Genomic DNA, 16,687 nt, shown 5'->3' with positions numbered 1-16,687 from the left:
CGTTAAACCCTAAATTATTTTGCCGCTGCCGCTTTTAAAGCCGCCACAGCGGGCAATTCCTTGCCTTCAACAAATTCTAAAAATGCGCCACCACCAGTGGAAATATAGGACACGCGATCGGCCACGCCGTACTTATCAATGGCCGCTAGCGTATCGCCACCGCCAGCAATAGAGAAGGCACTGCTTTCAGCCACAGCCAAACTCAAGGCTTTCGTGCCTTCACCGAAGGCATCGACCTCAAAAACGCCAACAGGGCCATTCCACAGAATAGTTTTCGCCGCTTTCAACAGCTCAGCAAAGCGTTTGGCGGTGTCGGGGCCGACATCCAAAATCATGTCATTGGGGCCAACGTCAGCTACTGCTTTCACCACCGGTGTGGCGGCCTGCACGAAGGCCATGAAGTCTTCGATGGGGCCGGTGATTTCTGCCACCACAACATCGGTAGGCAACGGCACATCGACTTTCGCAGCAATGGCGCGCGCGGTGTCGAGCAAGTCATGTTCGCACAGCGACTTGCCGACTGGGAAACCGGCAGCGGCCAAGAAGGTATTGGCGATGCCGCCGCCAACAATGAGCTGATCGCAGAGGCTGCTTAAAGAGGTCAGCACATCGAGCTTGGTCGAGACTTTCGAGCCGGCAACAATGGCAGCCATTGGACGCGCTGGCGCATCAAGTGCTTGGCCTAGGGCGTGCAGCTCGGCTGCCAATAAAGGGCCGGCGGCGGCCATTGGGGCGAACTTGGCAACGCCATGTGTGGAGCCTTCAGCGCGGTGTGCAGTACCAAAAGCATCCATCACGAACACATCGCAAAGAGCGGCATATTGCTGAGCTAATGCGTCGGCATTTTTCTTTTCGCCAACGTTAAAGCGTACGTTTTCCAGTAGCACGACCTGGCCTGGCGCTACATCCACACCTGCTAAATAATCACGCACTAGCGCCACATTTTGACCAAGCTTCTCACTTAGCCAAGCAGCCACCGGCGCCAGTGAAAGCTCTTCGTTAAACTCGCCTTCCGTTGGGCGGCCCAAGTGCGAGCAAACCAATACTGCAGCGCCTTGCCTCAGGGCTTGCTGGATGGTCGGCAGCGCCGCTTGCAAACGAGCATCGGAGCGAATCACACCAGCTTTCATTGGCACGTTTAAGTCTTCTCGAATCAGCACGCGCTTGGCGGTCAAGTCTAATTCGGTCATGGCAATAACAGGCATCATGGCATTCCTACAGTTAATTCAAAGTCGGTTTAAGCATCGCTCAGCACAGCGGCGGCGTCGGGATACTTCGGCGCGGGTGGCAGACTGGCGATGCGCTGGCAGAGGTCGAGCAGGCGGTTGGCATAGCCCCACTCGTTGTCATACCAGGCGAAAACTTTTACTTGGCGGCCGACCACTTCAGTTTGCGTGAGGTCGACAATCAATGATTCGGCGCGATGGTTAAAGTCTGACGATACCAAGGGCTCATCATTAATGCTCATCCAGCCGAGGCCGGGGCCTTGGGCGTAAGCGATAAATGCTTGGTGCAAATCAGCCACGGTAACATCGCGTGTAAGTTGCACGGTGAGATCGATGGCAGCGACGTTTAGCGTTGGCACACGCAAAGAATAACCACCGATTTTATCCGCCAAGTCGGGAAATATTTTGCGCGCCACACCGAGCGCACTCGACGTGGTGGGAATCATATTGTGTGCGCCAGCGCGGCCTCGGCGTGGATCACGATGAACATGGTCGAGCAAGACTTGATCGGAAGTGAAGGCGTGAATTTCCGTCATCAAGGCCGACTCAATGCCAGCGAAATCATGCAATGCCTGCAGCATGGGGCAAAGCGCGTGCGAAGTGCAGCTGGCGGCAGAAATAACCTGATGCTCCGCGCGCAAATCACCGTCATTAACGCCATAGACGATAATGGCATCGGCCGTATCGAATGGTGCCGCGCCAATCACCACACGGCCTGCACCAGCACTTAAGTGCCGCGCCGCCTGAGCTTGGGCCCGAAACTGGCCGGTGCACTCAAGCACCACATCAACGCTCAAATGCTTCCACGGCAGCTTTTCTGGCAGGGCTTCTTCTAATAGACGGATGCGCTGGCGGCCAATACGCAAAACGCCATTTTCTAACTCAGCAGCAACCGGCAAACGGCCATGGGTAGTGTCGTAGCGCAGCAAATGCAGCAGCGACTCATCATCGCCAAGATCATTAATGGCGACGATATCAATGTCATAGCGCTCACCAGCCTCGATCAGCGCGCGCAGCACATGGCGGCCAATACGGCCAAAACCATTAATCGCTACACGCAGTCTCATCGCGGGCTGATTCATGCCTTAGGCCAAACCACGCACGGCATTGGCAACGGCTTCAGCAGTGATGCCAAAGTGCTTATAGAGGTCACCAGCTGGTGCTGACTCACCGAAAGTGGTCATGCCAATCACCGCGCCATCGAGACCGACAAAACGATGCCAGTAATCGGTGATGGAAGCTTCGACTGCCACACGTTTACGTACGCTCAATGGCAGCACGCTATCGCGATAGGCGGCATCTTGCTTAAGGAAGATATCGGGAGATGGCATCGACACCACGCGCACACCCAAGCCTTCGGCAGTCAAGGTCTCGGCTGCCTGCATGGCCAAGTCCACTTCCGAACCGGCGCTGATAATGATGGCGTCGACGCGCTCGGCATCGCGCAAAACATAGCCGCCGCGAGCGATATTGTTAATTTGCTCTGGCGTACGCGTTTGGTGCGCGAGATTTTGACGTGAAAATACCAAGGCGGTTGGACCGTCTTTGCGCAATAAGGCTTCGCGCCATGCCACCGCTGACTCCACGGTGTCGGCTGGACGCCATGAGCTCAAGTTTGGCGTTTGACGCAAGCTGGCGAGCTGCTCGACTGGTTGATGAGTCGGGCCATCTTCACCAAGGCCGATGGAGTCGTGAGTATAGACATGAATTACGCGCTGCTTCATCAACGCCGCCATACGTAGGGCGTTGCGGGCATATTCCATGAACATCAGGAAGGTGGCGCCATAAGGCACGAAGCCGCCGTGCAAGGCGACGCCGTTCATGATTGCGCTCATGCCAAATTCGCGCACGCCGTAATAGACATAGTTGCCATCAGCATGGTCTTGCACGCCGTGGCAGCCTTTCCACAAGGTTAAGTTGGAGCCGGCCAAGTCGGCTGAACCGCCAAGTAATTCGGGCAATGCTGGACCAAAAGTGTTCAGCGTGTTTTGCGAGGCTTTGCGTGAGGCAATGCTATCGCCCTTTTCGGCGCAGCCATTGATCCACGCGTCCGCAGTGGCGGCAAAGTCAGCTGGCAATTCGCCACTTAAACGGCGTAGTAATTCGGCCGCCAAGCTCGGGTGTGCTTGCTCGTATTGCGACCACAGGCCGTCCCAGTTTTTCTCTAAGACATCACCTTTTGGACGCGCATCCCAGGCTTCATAAATTTCGCTTGGAATGACAAAGGGCTCGTGCTCCCAGCCCAATGCGGCGCGAGTCAGGGCAATTTCATCCTTACCCAATGGCGCACCGTGGCAATCTTCTTTGCCTTGTTTATTTGGCGAACCAGCACCAATCACGGTTTTGCAGATAATCATTGTTGGGCGCGAAATATCAGCTTGCGCCTCTTGCGTGGCGGTGCGAATGGCATCGGCGTCATGGCCATCGATAGGGCCGATCACTTGCCAGCCATAGGCCTCGAAACGCTTCGGTGTGTCGTCGGAGAACCAGCCTTCAACTTCACCATCAATGGAGATGCCATTGTCGTCGTAATAGGCAATGAGCTTGCCCAAGCCCAATGTGCCCGCCAGCGAGCAGACTTCGTGCGAGATGCCTTCCATCAAGCAACCATCGCCTAAGAAGCAATAGGTGAAATGGTCAACGACGGCGAGATTGTCGCGGTTAAATTGCGCGGCGAGCGTTCTTTCCGCCAGCGCCATGCCGACGGCGTTAGCTATGCCTTGGCCAAGTGGACCAGTAGTGGTTTCAATGCCGGGCGTGTAACCAAGCTCAGGGTGGCCTGGAGTTTTGCTGTGCAGCTGGCGAAAAGCTTTTAAGTCATCGATGGACACATCGAAGCCAGTCAGGTGCAGCAATGCGTATTGCAGCATGGAGCCGTGGCCGTTGGAGAGCACAAAGCGGTCGCGATTGATCCAGTTGGGATTGGCCGGGTTGTAGCGCATGAACTGGCGCCAGACGACTTCGGCGATATCCGCCATGCCCATCGGAGCGCCGGGGTGACCCGAATTAGCCTGTTGAACTGCATCCATCGATAACGCCCGAATGGCGTTGGCGTAGTGGCGTTGATTTAAAGGCTGCGCGGGCATGCGGGGCACTCCAGTCGGCGGGCAAAAATAAGAACGCGCGGCTTATTAAAGCCGCGCGGGTACATATTGTCGCTGATGCTGTCCATCGCGGCAATTAATTACATTGCTGCCACCCAGCGACCAATACCTTGCGCCAACATCTCAACGGCATAAGTGCCAATGACCAAGGCCGATACACGACCAGTGACTTCGACATAACGATCGACTAGGCGCGCGCTTTTAACACGGACACGATCATGAATGAATTTCAGCAGCAACAAGCCAAACACCATTAGCAGTAACGTCAGCCATACCACGCCAACGGCATGCCATTTCGGGATAGATGCGCCCATTAAAATTGCGGCAGATACAGTCGCTGGCCCAATCAAAAATGGCATGGCGATAGAGCCGGCAACATGCTCAGGATCGCCGCGCAGGCCACTCAATGCACTCACACCCTCAAAGAAGAAGCGGATGCCAACAAGCAAAAACAGCACGCCGCCAAAAATCTGGAAGGACGCGAAATTAACATGCAACAAATTGGTAAAGAGGCTTTCACCGGTTAGCGCAAAGACGGAGAAGACAACGCCGCCCATGATCACACCGCGCGTTAGCACGTGGGCAAATTGGCGACTTGGCATCGCCACCATCAGGTCGATCAAATACAAGCTTAAAAGGAAGGGATTAAGTAGCGCGAAAAAGAAAAGCAGTTGGTCCAACGGGAACACAGGACACCCTCGGGGTTGACTTTTGACGCCAAAATAGTAACACTAGAAATTATTTCTACTCAAATGATTTCATTAAGAACGACTAATTACATGACTCCTGACCACGAACTCCCGGATTACGAAGTGCGCATATTAAGAGCTATACGCCGCATCATTCGTGCCGTCGACATGCACTCCAAGCAGCTGCAAGGCAAGCAAGACATCACCACGCCGCAGCTCATTGCTTTACTCGCATTGGAGAAACACGGCGCGATGCCAGTAAAAACGCTAAGCCAGAGCTTGGATTTAAGCCCGAGCACAACGGTCGGCGTAATTGACCGCCTAGAGCACAAAGGCATGGTCACTCGCACTCGCTCAATAGACGATCGCCGCCAAGTACATGTTGCGATCACGCCTGAGGGCAAGACACTCGCAACACTGTCGCCATTTCCATTACAAGCGCGGCTGGCCGATGGCCTGAGCAATATGCCCGAGCTAGAGCAAGCCACCATCGCCCTCTCGCTTGAGCGCTTAGTTAGCTTATTTGGCGCCAGCAATATTGATGCCTCCGCCATTCTGGCTGTCGACCCCATTCATGCCGAGTCGCCTGAATAAGATTTACAACTGAAGAGGACGCTAATGACATCCGCCTTAAAACCACCAGTAGCTGCCGCACAAACGCTAGCGCTACGCCAACCTGAAAAGGCCGATGGCCTTCGCGTTTATGAGCTAATTGAGCAATCACCGCCGCTTGATTTGAACTCCTGCTATTCCTATCTGCTGCACAGCTGGCACTTCGCCGACACCTGCATCTTGGCAGAGGAAGGCGAGATCTTAGCCGGCTATATTTCTGGCTATATCCCGCCCAAGCAGCACGACACTTTATTTATTTGGCAGGTTGTTGTTGGCGAACGCTATCGCGGCACAGGCCTTGCCTTAACTTTATTAGCCGGTCTTTTGGCACGTCATTCATGTCGCGATGTGTGTTTTCTTGAGACCACGGTGAGCCCTAGCAATAAGGCTTCCGCCCGCTTATTTGCGAAATTGGCCGAGCGCTTGAATTGCCCTCTGACCATTTCGACACACTTTGAGGCCGAACTATTCGGCACGCACGGCCATGAAGCCGAGCAACTGTTTCGCATCGGGCCATTTCCCGCCCCACTTGCCGACAGCCTACAAAATTCACAGGAGAAATAAACTATGCCATTAGCCATTTTTGACCGACTCGAGTCGGAAGTTCGCTCATATGTTCGCAGCTACCCAACGGTGTTTACCCGCGCCGTTGGCAGCCACATCACCAACGAAGAAGGTCGTGAGTACCTCGACTTTTTCGCCGGCGCTGGCAGCTTGAACTATGGCCACAACCATCCCACGCTGAAGGCTGCGCTCATCGAATACTTACAGGCCGATGGCATTTTGCATGGCCTAGACATGGCCACAGAAGCCAAGCGTGAGTTCATCGAAACTTTCGAGCGTACGATTTTAAAACCGCGTCGCCTCGACTATAAAATTCAGTTCACCGGCCCTACCGGCACCAACGCTGTGGAAGCAGCCTTGAAGCTGGCTCGCTTGGTCAAAGCACGCAACAACATCCTGTGCTTTACCAACGCTTTCCACGGTGTGACAACGGGTTCGGTTGCCGCCACGGGTTCAAGCAAGTTCCGCGATGCCACTGGTGCCTCACTGACTGACACGCAGTTTGTGCCCTACGCCAACTATTATGGTCGCGACATCAACACTCTCGACTTGATCGAAAAGCAGCTTAGCGATCCAGGTTCAGGCATGGACGCACCAGCCGCTGTTTTGGTCGAATGTATTCAGGGCGAAGGTGGCATTAATACCGCATCAGCCGATTGGCTACGTGGCCTTGCTGCCATGTGCCGTCGCCATGACATGCTCTTGATTGTCGATGACATTCAAATGGGCTGTGGCCGCACCGGTTCATTTTTTAGCTTTGAGCAAGCGGGTATCAACCCCGACATCGTGACCTTGTCGAAATCGATCTCGGGCTATGGCTTACCTATGGCGCTAGTGTTGATCAAGCCTGAATACGATATTTGGACGCCATCGGCTCACAACGGCACCTTCCGCGGCAACAACGCGGCATTCGTTACCGCCACTGCTGCGCTTAACACCTTCTGGGCCGACAACAGCTTTGCTGATGAGGTCCGCGTCAAAGGCCGCTTATTGCATCAGCGCCTTGAAGGCCTGCGCAAACGCCATCCAGGCATTACCGCCATTCGCGGTCGTGGCATGGTTGCCGGTATCGTTTTAGAAAATAGCGACATGGCCGATGCTGTGAGCGCGCGCTGCTTCGAGCAGGGCATGATTATTGAGACCTGTGGCCCACATGGCGAAGTGGTCAAAATGCTGCCGCCACTAATCATGAGCGAGGCCGACCTAGAAGCTGGCTTACGCATTTTTGATGAAGCTCTAACTCACGCCCGCCGCACCTTAGCGCCTGCCACCATTGAGGAGAAAACTGCATGATCATTCGCCATTTTGATGAGATTGCGGCCAGCAGCCAAGCCGTCCATGCCGATAACTGGTCAAGCTTTCGCCTCCTGACTCGCAAAGATGGCATGGGCTTTTCTCTGCATGAAACCTGGATTCATCCAGGCACTGAAACGCATATTTGGTACAAAAATCACCTAGAAGCTGTGTACTGCATTGAAGGTGAGGGCGAGATTCAGCCACTACACGGCAGCGAAGACGCACCGACACCAGGTGAGCCTATCGCGATCCAGCCCGGCACCATGTATGCGCTCGATAAGCACGACCGCCACCTGCTGCGTGCCACCACACGCCTGCGCCTAATTTGTGTCTTTGATCCGCCCTTACGCGGTGACGAAGTCCATGGCCCAGATGGCGCTTACCCAGCAGATCCGGAGTAATTTTATGTTGTCCCTATGCCGCGACCCCTATCCATCACGAGCTATAAGCGAGCATTTACTTGCACGTCGCCATGAGCCCGTGGTGTGGTCGGAAGCCAGTGCTCGCCCAGAATGGCTGAGTGCTGAAGATGAAGCCAAATTTGCTGAGCAAGGCTTTTTAGTATTGCCCAATGTGCTCACTGCCGATGAAGTGGCTGAGCTCACGATTGCGATGACTCAACTCCGCGATGAAGTAACGGCTAACGACTCACCGCTGGTTCTGCGTGAGCAAGAAAGCGATGACATTCTGTCGTTTCTCGACCTGCCATCGGCTAGCCCGCTGTTTGATCGCCTAGTTCGCCATCCCAAACTACTTGAGTTTGCGCGCTATATTTTGGCCAGCGAAGTCTATTTGCACCAAAGCCGTTTGAACTATCGTGCCGCCAATACGCAAGAAGAGTTTTACTGGCATTCAGACTTTGAAACTTGGCATACCGAAGATGGCATGCCTGCTATGCGCGCTCTGTCATGCTCAGTATTGCTCACCGATAACCTTGCGGAGCATGCGCCAAAGTTACTGATTCCTGGCTCGCATAAAACCTATGTTGGCTGTGTTGATCCTGCTACCTGCCCCGTCACCGACGACGAAGCCGCGCACGAGTCGCACACCATGGGCCAGCCATCTCCAGAGATTTTGTCGCTGCTGACTCATCAAGCAGGCGAAGTCACCAGCGCAACAGGTTTGGCCGGAAGCGTGGTGTTTTTCGACTGCAATATTCAGCACCGTAGTGCCGATGAGGCATCCAAGCATCCACGCGCTAACGCCTTTTTGGTCTATAACAGCGTAGAAAACATGCTAGGCACGCCAGCTAATGGCCTTGAGCCGCGACCTGAGCATTTGGCGCATCGCGAACAAGTAGACCCGCTGCAAGATGTAAAATAAGTAATTGTATTTATTACCTTAAATACAATTATTTAAGCATCAAAAAAAAGCCACGGCACCTTCATATGCTGTGGCTTTTTGCTATTACAGAAGCTACAGAAAATACCCAAGATGTTTAATCAAAAAAAATTGATATAGCGATCATTGGCAGTTACACTGCCGTGCTATGCCAACCTCACCTGCGCCACTCATCGCCACCGACTCTGCTCTTGCCCAACTCGCGAGCTGGTTGCGTGCGGCCGGTGATCCGCTGCGCCTGACAATTTTGCGCTTGCTGGCACGCGACGCATTTGGCGTTTTGGAGCTCTGCTTTCTGCTCGATAGCAAACAGCCGTCGCTCAGCCATCATCTGAAAATTTTATTACACGCCGGCCTTGTCACTACTCGGCGTGAACGTACAACGGTTTTTTATCGCCGCGACCCAAGTGGTGCTGAAGCCGGAAGCTTGAAACGTCGACTGATGGCCGAGCTCGATGAAGGCGCATTGCCATTGGCGGTGATGCAGCGCTTAAAAACGATACACGAGCAACGCGCGCAAGCCTCACAGCGTTTCTTTACTGAAAACGCCACTAGCTTTCGCAGCCAGCAAGAGCAAATCGCCGCATTTAGCGAATACGGTCCTTTGGCCGCTGAGCGCGCTATTCGTGTGCCAGGCGAGTTATTGCTGGAAATTGGCCCCGGTGAAGGCGACTTACTGCCCATGGTCAGTCCGCATTTTGAGCAAGTTTTGGCTATCGATGCTTCACGAGAAATGCTCGATAAAGCTCAATCGGTGGTGACTGGCGCGCAGCTCAGTAATATCACGCTCAAGCATGGTGATTTGCTCTCGCACGCTCTGCAAAAAAAGGCCAATACCATCGTCATCAATATGGTGCTGCACCATGTGCCGCAACCCGAGCAACTCATCGATCTCGCCTGCGAGCAGCTTGCCGATGATGGCCGCTTGATCATCACTGAGCTATGTGAGCACGACCAAGATTGGGTGCGTGATGCCTGTGGCGATGCTTGGTTAGGCTTTCCTGCCGAAGACTTGTTGCATTGGACGCGGCGCGCCGGCGTGCTACCTGTGAGTGCCGACTATTTAGCCTTGCGCAACGGCTTCCGTGTGCAAATTCATGAATTTCAAAAACCCGCTGCCGCGCCTCGCGGCACTACCCGTTAGGACGATGTTATGAGCGAATACAGCATTTTCACTTCCGAGTCGGTGTCTGAAGGACATCCGGACAAGCTTGCAGATCAGATCTCCGACGCTCTGCTCGACGCCATCTTGGCGCAAGACACGCAAGCCCGTGTGGCCTGCGAGACTATTGTCAAAACAGGCGTTGCTCTGATCGCCGGTGAAATCACCACCACCGCCATCATCGATTACGAAAAAATCATCCGCGATAAGATTGTCGAAGTTGGCTACGACAGCTCCGACGTCTGTTTCGATGGCCGCACTTGCGCGGTGATGAATATGGTCGGCGCGCAATCTCCTGACATCGCTCAAGGCGTTGATCGTAGCAAGCCCGAAGATCAAGGCGCTGGCGACCAAGGCCTGATGTTTGGCTATGCTAGCAATGAAACCGACGCGCTGATGCCTGCCCCAATTCTCTATGCGCACCGCTTAATGGAGCGCCAAGCACAAGCACGAAAATCTGGTGAACTCGCCTGGCTGCGTCCCGACGCCAAGTCGCAAATCACCTTCCGCTACGCCAATGGCAAGCCAGTCGCCGTCGATGCTGTGGTGCTCTCTACACAGCACAGCACCAGTGTTAGCGATGCCGATCTGCACGAAGGCGTGATGGAGCTCATCGTTAAAAAAGTGTTGCCGGCAGAGTGGCTAAACAAAGACACCAAGTTCTACATCAACCCAACAGGCCGCTTTGAAATTGGCGGCCCCATGGGCGATTGCGGCTTAACTGGCCGCAAAATCATTGTCGATACTTACGGCGGCATGGCACGTCACGGTGGCGGCGCTTTCTCCGGTAAAGATCCATCGAAAGTCGATCGCTCGGCAGCGTATGCCGGTCGTTATGTCGCGAAAAATATTGTTGCGGCAGGCTTGGCTGATCGTTGCGAGATTCAAGTGTCGTATGCCATTGGCGTGGCTGAGCCAACCTCGGTCTCGATCAACACGTTCGGCACTGGCAAAATCAGCGATCAGCGCATCATCGATTTAGTGCGTGCGCATTTCGACCTGCGCCCTTATGGCCTCACCCGCCAGCTCGATTTGCTGCACCCGATTTACAGCCCAACCGCGGCGTACGGCCATTTCGGCCGCAAGCCCTACGAGCTGACTTACGATCACACCGTGTGGGAGCAAGGCCGCAAAGTCGCTAAGCAACACACCGCGACAGCGTTTACTTGGGAACGCACCGATAAAGCTGAAATGCTGCGCGCTGAAGCTGGTCTGTAACAACAGGGCTGCAAAAGCAGACCTGTAAAAGCCCTAACGACTTACCGAGCAGGGACGCTCGGTAAGTCGGTTTTAACTTGGTGGCAGCTGGCTTAGATGCCCATTGCCGATAAGCGGCGCAGGGTTTCCGTGATGATGGTTGCCAACAGCGGATGATCGGCAGCCCACATCATCTCTAGACGATGCAGCTCACTTTCGAACGCCTCAGCACTGGGCGGCTGATTGCTGCGAAATTGCAACGCCATCGCGTCCATCGACTCTTCCATAACTTTTCGTTGCTGCGGCTCTAATGCGTGGGCATCCATGCTGGCACGCCATTCGGCCATCTTTCGATTCATTTCTTGAATGCTCATGTTTTCGCCCTTTCTGTGCTGATGATGTCTTTGATAATACGCATAAACATCGGGAATGGAGCACTTCAATCGCGTTAAAAATATGTTTCGCCATTAGTACTTGCGTAAAGCTCGTATCTTCGCAAAGCTCACTGCCTGACCCATCCTGACCTAGAAGCAGAGAGGAGCGCATATGCGTCGAACTGGACGCCGCTACCGTAGCGGCCGCGCAGCGGAAAACTACGACATTATCGTTATTGGCTCCGGCATTGGCGGGCTTAGCCTTGCCGCGCTAATGACTAAGCTCGGAAAACGTGTTTGCGTGCTTGAGCAGCATTACACCGCCGGCGGCTTTACCCACAGTTATGAGCGCGAAGGCTTTGAGTGGGATGTCGGTGTGCATTACATCGGCGAAGTGCATAAACCCCACAGCACCTTGCGTCGCTTATTTGATGTGATTAGCGATGGCGCGCTGAAATGGTCGGCCATGGACAACACTTACGATCGCATCATCATTGGTGATCGCCGTGTGGATTTCGTCGAAGGCCGTGCCGCGCTTATCGATAGTCTGGTAGAGCACTTTCCAGCTGAAGAAGCCGCTATCCGCCGATACATCGAGTTAGTAGATGAAACTGCGCGCTCAGCGCAAAAGTTCTTTGCTGGCCAAGCCATGCCGCGTTTATTGGGTCGCGCCTACCACACCGCGCGACCCTTATTAGTGCCAAAAAACTGCTACCGCAGCGTGCGCGAAGTCCTGGAAGAACTCACGCAAAATCAAGAGCTTATTGGCGTACTAACTGGCCAGTGGGGCGACTACGGCATGGTGCCGCGTGATGCCTCCTTCCTAATGCACGCCACGGTGGTTAAGCACTATTTTGGCGGCGGCAGCTATCCTATCGGCGGCTCATGGCAGATTCCCGACACCATCACGCCTGTGATTCGCGCCGGTGGCGGTGAGGTTTTCACCTATGCCAAGGTCGAAGAAATCGTCATTGAGAAGGGCCGTGCAGTTGGTGTGCGCATGGAAAATGGCGATGTCTTGCGAGCGCCACAAATCGTGAGCTCAGCTGGCGCGCGCCTAACATTTGAAAAGCTATTACCGGCTACTGTGCGCGAGTCCTTGGGCTATCCCGCCAAGCTCAAGCAGGTGAAAACTTCGAGCGCGCATTTATGTATTTATGCCGGCTTTAAAGGCACTGCTGCTGAGCTGGGACTGCCAAAAACCAACCTATGGATTTATCCGACACCGCATCATGAGGCCAATACTGCTGCTTTTCAGGCCGATGTAAACGCTCCGTTCCCTATGCTCTATATTTCCTTTCCTTCAGCGAAAGACCCCGACTGGAACACCAACTATCCCGGCAAAAGTACCGTGGAAGTACTGACTATGGCGCCATGGCAGTGGTTCGAAAAATGGCAAGACACGACCTGGGGCCAACGCGGCGAAGACTACGACACCTTCAAAGCGCAGTTGCAGGAACGCTTGCTAGAGGCGCTGTATAAAGAACTGCCGCAGCTGCGCGATGCCTTGGTCTATGCCGAACTGTCGACGCCACTTTCCACCGCTTGGTTTGGCAATTATCCCGAAGGCGAAATTTACGGCTTGGATCATGACGTTGAGCGCTTTCGTCAGAGCTGGCTACACCCCATTACGCCCGTGCCAGGCTTAGCCTTAACAGGGCAAGATGTTGTCACCGCTGGTGTTGGTGGCGCGCTCATGGGCGGCATGCTCACGGCTTGCGCAATCATGGGTCGAAAGGCTAATAAGGTCATGGATTTGGTTAAAAACTGGCAGCCGCAATGAAGCACGATACCGAGGCGTTTCGCGCACGCTATCGTGCCGCCATGCATCCGCGCTATTCCGGGCGCTTGCATGCGCTTTGGATAGCCGTCGCCGGCCTCACGGTGGTGTTGGTATCGATGGCGCAATTAGAGGCGGTGCAAACCTTCGAATGGCTAGTGCTAGCCCTCGCACTATTGCTGGGAAATATTGGCGAATACGCCATACATCTAAGCCTTGGGCATCGCAAAAAACGCTGGGCCAAGCTTTTTTACCAGCGCCATACCGGCGACCACCACAGCTTTTTCACCGACAGTAATATGCAATGGCAATCGCCAAGCGACTGGCGCGTGGTGTTGTTTCCAGCGTGGTTGATTATCGTCGTTGTCGCGTTTATTGGCGCTCCGGGCGCATGGGCGTTTAATCATTTTGTCTCGACTAATGCCGCTTGGCTTTGGTTGGCCGGCATTAGCGGCACCTACGTGCTCTATGAAGCATTTCACTTTAGCGATCATCTGCCCGATGGTCATTGGCTGCACCGGCTCGTGCCAGGCTTGGCGGCAATGGCGCATCTGCATCGCCTGCATCATCATCGCGACGACATGACGGCGGTGAACTTTAATCTGACCTTTCCTCTGACAGACTACGTTATGGGTACACTGCGGTGGACGCCTCGAGAGCCGACAACTACGACGCAAGATTAAACCTCGTGCTAGCCCGCGCGCTGACGGATTAGCGCACGTTTTGACTGCATAGCCTTAACCAACTTCACACGCGTTGTGATGCCTTGCGCAGCCAATGCTGGCACTGCCTTTAACCACAACATCGCCGTCAGCCATGCATCTTCCAAGGCGTGATGGCGCTCTTCGACCACGATCTCATGCCACTGCAACCAGTCATCTAAGCTCGCTTGCTCCAGCCCGGCAGCTGGCCATGCCAAAGCAAACACGTCGGCCGCCTCCAGCCAACGCCAAGGCAGCATGGGATAGCCAGAGCGGTACATCGCCGCCTTAATAAAACTACGATCATGGCCATGGTGATAGGCCAACACCGGCGCCGCGCCGACAAACTGCGCCAAGGTGGTGATGCCCTCGTTCAAGTCCATGCCATCGGCTAATTGGCTGGCGGTAAGTCTATGCACCAAGACACTATCGCCCAAACCTTGCGCATCGGATGTGTTGAGCGTGGCATACCATTGCTCACCCATACTTAAAGCGCCGGCCTCGTAAGTGACCGCCGCCAATGACAGCAGTTGATCTTGCTGTGCAGAAAACCCCGAGGTTTCGGTGTCTAAAATAATGATGCGATCGCTCGCCAATAGCGTCTCATCAAGCGCTGCTGACTGTGGCCACCACGCAGGCAATGGCCGACGAATCACTTGCCACCATTGCGAGAGCTTCATAGCCCAACTCGGCTCGCCATATCGCGCTGTAGACGCTGCACTTGGCGCAGGCATTCGCGCAAAATTCGACGATTTAATGGATTTAACAGATCTGGGTTTAAGCGGTTATGCAAGGCGAGACCTGCGCGTTGCTGCTCTTGATGTAGCTGCAAGCGCAGCAGTTGTAAGTGCTGAAATGCTTCCTCATAGGCCGCAGCATCGACTGCTCTTAAACCATCTACACTAGCTAAATCACGCAGGCGCTGAGTGGTTGATACCGACGACACGCCATGGGTAAGCGCGAGCACTCTGGCCGCCTCGACTATTGGCGCTAGAGCTTCGGTTTTCAGGTCAAAGGTATTGGGGTGATCGCCGCCACGGCTTAAGCGAAAGTCGCGAATTTGCCCCAGTGGTGGCCGGCGGCGCAGAGCATCTTCAGTCAAAATACGGCGAAAAATATCACGCTGCTGTGTCCACTCCAGCAAGGTTTGGCGCAAAGATTCAACGCCTGCGATGTCGCCTTGCACGGCACGCATATCGAAGAAAATAACCGCTTCCAATACTTTCTCTGGTGTTGGCTCGTGGATGATTTTCGCAAAGCGCTGTCGCCATTCTGCCGCGCTCAAGCAGCACTTCCGCTGCCCCGCCATGATGCCACCTGGGCACCAAACCAGACCTAAGCTATCGAGCTGCTTATTGACCTCGCTTGCCCATGGCAGAAATTGCTGGCGCACGGCTTCGGTCTCATCGGGCTCGGCATCAAACCATAGACCGTTATCTTGATCGGTGTGCAGGGCCTGCTCTTCGCGCGCCTCGCTGCCAAAACAGAGCCAAGTAAATGGTCGCGTTGGCGCACCATGACTAGCGCTTACTAGGCTAATAACGCGCTGTACGATTTGATCATTGAGGCGAGCAATAAGCTGAGTGATTTGATCGGCCTGAGCGCCGCGAGCGAGCAACTGATCAACCAATTTAGCTAATGCCAAACGGCTGGATTGCAGCTGATCAATGCGCGTAGCACAGCGAATATCTCGGCTTAAGCTGACTAAATTAAGCCGCTGGAGGGCAAAGATATCGCGCTCAGCCAAGACGCCAAGCAGGCGTCCATTGCGGCAAATCACCATATGCGTGATGCCTTTCTCGGCCATCAGCAATGCCGCTTGAAACACCGGTAAGTCATGCTCAACGGTGATCGGCTGCGGCGTCATCCAAGCTGATATTGGTGCCTCGGGTTGCCAACCTTCGAGAACCAAGCGACGGCGTAAATCGCGCAATGTAAAAATGCCAATCGGCCGCCGCCCTGAGTCAATGATGACGATGCTGCTGACATGCGAGGCTTCCATTTGTGCAAGCACGGAGGCAAGCGTGGCATTAGGCATGGCAAAAATTGGAGCGCGCGCAACAAGACTGCTTATGGCCTGAGCCATAGAAAAATCACTACCCAGTTGACCAGCAACATGCTGCTGCATTTGTCGGCCAACTTCGGCAAGTAAGCCGCTAACACCGCCCAGAGCAAACTCGCGAAATGGCTCGGATTCACGCACTAGCTGAGCGAAATCATCACGCGCCCAACGCAGGCAAAAAGTGTCATTAAGTGCGACATGCTCAGTGCGAGTCGGCCGTTCGCCCATCAAAGCAGCTAGAGGAAAACACTCACCTAAACCAATCTCGAATTGCACATGGTCTTGCTGATGTTCATGGCGAACGCCTTGCACGCGGCCTTGATAGACCATGAAAAAGTGTTCGACGGGCGTACCGCTAGGGCTGAATAAGACACTGCCAGCCTGGTAGAACACCAGCTGGCCGCGGCTGAGCAAAAACTGCAATTCAGCTTCGGGCAAGCGGTCGAATGGTGGGTGCTGGCGCATAAAACGGCGCAGGCTTTCGCCGTGATGCTCCGTGGCCTGCGATTCGACTTGCGCCATGCCTGTGCCTCCGATGAAAACTCAACTCATCAATCAGCTTAGCAGGCGAAAGCGCGC

Annotated in this window: 16 protein-coding genes; 9 read left to right on the top strand and 7 right to left on the bottom strand. The window is 54.4% G+C overall.

All coding sequences use genetic code 11. The features are described 5' to 3' along the window. Positions 1–14: 14 nt before the first annotated feature. The 4 genes from ACFQ0F_RS10645 to ACFQ0F_RS10630 form a co-directional block, all read right to left on the bottom strand. Positions 15–1,205, bottom strand: a complete 1,191-nt coding sequence (locus ACFQ0F_RS10645; RefSeq protein WP_340676134.1) for a phosphoglycerate kinase — start codon at positions 1,203–1,205, stop codon at positions 15–17. Positions 1,206–1,237: 32 nt separating this feature from the next. Further along, positions 1,238–2,308, bottom strand: a complete 1,071-nt coding sequence (locus tag ACFQ0F_RS10640; protein ID WP_340675720.1) for a type I glyceraldehyde-3-phosphate dehydrogenase — start codon at positions 2,306–2,308, stop codon at positions 1,238–1,240. 3 nt (positions 2,309–2,311) lie between these two features. Continuing rightward, a complete protein-coding gene (gene tkt / locus ACFQ0F_RS10635; protein WP_379071913.1) occupies positions 2,312–4,312 on the bottom strand; it encodes a transketolase in 2,001 nt (666 codons plus the stop codon). 98 nt (positions 4,313–4,410) lie between these two features. Then, on the bottom strand, positions 4,411–5,010 hold the full coding sequence (locus tag ACFQ0F_RS10630; protein WP_340675722.1) for a MarC family protein: 600 nt from the start codon (positions 5,008–5,010) through the stop codon (positions 4,411–4,413). A 99-nt stretch (positions 5,011–5,109) separates the two neighbouring features. Between ACFQ0F_RS10630 and ACFQ0F_RS10625 the strand changes: the two genes are divergently transcribed. From ACFQ0F_RS10625 to metK, 7 genes are all read left to right on the top strand, one after another. Continuing rightward, positions 5,110–5,613, top strand: a complete 504-nt coding sequence (locus ACFQ0F_RS10625; protein ID WP_340675723.1) for a MarR family winged helix-turn-helix transcriptional regulator — start codon at positions 5,110–5,112, stop codon at positions 5,611–5,613. A gap of 24 nt (positions 5,614–5,637) precedes the next feature. After that, entirely contained in the window at positions 5,638–6,195 is a 558-nt protein-coding gene (gene ectA, locus ACFQ0F_RS10620) for a diaminobutyrate acetyltransferase (protein WP_379071910.1), read from the top strand. A gap of 3 nt (positions 6,196–6,198) precedes the next feature. Next, positions 6,199–7,488 (top strand): diaminobutyrate--2-oxoglutarate transaminase, encoded by a 1,290-nt coding sequence (gene ectB, locus ACFQ0F_RS10615; protein ID WP_379071907.1) that lies wholly within the window; start codon positions 6,199–6,201, stop codon positions 7,486–7,488. Next, positions 7,485–7,892 carry an ectoine synthase gene (locus ACFQ0F_RS10610; RefSeq protein WP_340675726.1) on the top strand — a complete coding sequence of 136 codons (408 nt, stop codon included), beginning with the start codon at positions 7,485–7,487 and terminating at the stop codon, positions 7,890–7,892. Before ectB ends, ACFQ0F_RS10610 begins: the two co-directional genes overlap by 4 nt. A gap of 4 nt (positions 7,893–7,896) precedes the next feature. Further along, entirely contained in the window at positions 7,897–8,814 is a 918-nt protein-coding gene (locus tag ACFQ0F_RS10605; protein ID WP_379071904.1) for a phytanoyl-CoA dioxygenase family protein, read from the top strand. Between the two features lie 166 nt (positions 8,815–8,980). Next, positions 8,981–9,976: a metalloregulator ArsR/SmtB family transcription factor gene (locus ACFQ0F_RS10600; RefSeq protein WP_379071901.1), complete on the top strand. Its 996-nt coding sequence runs from the start codon at positions 8,981–8,983 to the stop codon at positions 9,974–9,976. A gap of 9 nt (positions 9,977–9,985) precedes the next feature. After that, the gene (gene metK, locus ACFQ0F_RS10595; RefSeq protein WP_340675729.1) at positions 9,986–11,212 is read left to right on the top strand and encodes a methionine adenosyltransferase; all 1,227 of its coding nucleotides are present in this window, start codon (positions 9,986–9,988) and stop codon (positions 11,210–11,212) included. A gap of 92 nt (positions 11,213–11,304) precedes the next feature. Here metK and ACFQ0F_RS10590 read toward each other — a convergent pair whose 3' ends face one another. After that, a complete protein-coding gene (locus ACFQ0F_RS10590; protein WP_340675730.1) occupies positions 11,305–11,565 on the bottom strand; it encodes a hypothetical protein in 261 nt (86 codons plus the stop codon). A gap of 172 nt (positions 11,566–11,737) precedes the next feature. On the opposite strand from ACFQ0F_RS10590, the gene ACFQ0F_RS10585 reads away from it, so the two are divergent. Further along, positions 11,738–13,348, top strand: coding sequence for a phytoene desaturase family protein (locus ACFQ0F_RS10585; protein WP_379071897.1), 1,611 nt, complete (start codon positions 11,738–11,740; stop codon positions 13,346–13,348). Then, positions 13,345–14,028 carry a sterol desaturase family protein gene (locus tag ACFQ0F_RS10580; protein WP_379071894.1) on the top strand — a complete coding sequence of 228 codons (684 nt, stop codon included), beginning with the start codon at positions 13,345–13,347 and terminating at the stop codon, positions 14,026–14,028. The genes ACFQ0F_RS10585 and ACFQ0F_RS10580 overlap by 4 nt, the downstream gene beginning before the upstream one ends. An 8-nt stretch (positions 14,029–14,036) precedes the next feature. On the opposite strand, the gene ACFQ0F_RS10575 is transcribed toward ACFQ0F_RS10580, so the two are convergent. After that, a complete protein-coding gene (locus ACFQ0F_RS10575; protein WP_379071891.1) occupies positions 14,037–14,726 on the bottom strand; it encodes a 3'-5' exonuclease in 690 nt (229 codons plus the stop codon). Next, on the bottom strand, positions 14,723–16,630 hold the full coding sequence (locus tag ACFQ0F_RS10570) for a DUF294 nucleotidyltransferase-like domain-containing protein (RefSeq protein ID WP_379071888.1): 1,908 nt from the start codon (positions 16,628–16,630) through the stop codon (positions 14,723–14,725). Before ACFQ0F_RS10570 ends, ACFQ0F_RS10575 begins: the two co-directional genes overlap by 4 nt. Positions 16,631–16,687 lie beyond the last annotated feature (57 nt).

The sequence above is a fragment of the Paraperlucidibaca wandonensis genome (assembly GCF_042677145.1).
Lineage (GTDB): Bacteria > Pseudomonadota > Gammaproteobacteria > Pseudomonadales > Moraxellaceae > Perlucidibaca > Perlucidibaca wandonensis.
This window is presented reverse-complemented; position numbering and strand designations above follow the sequence as displayed.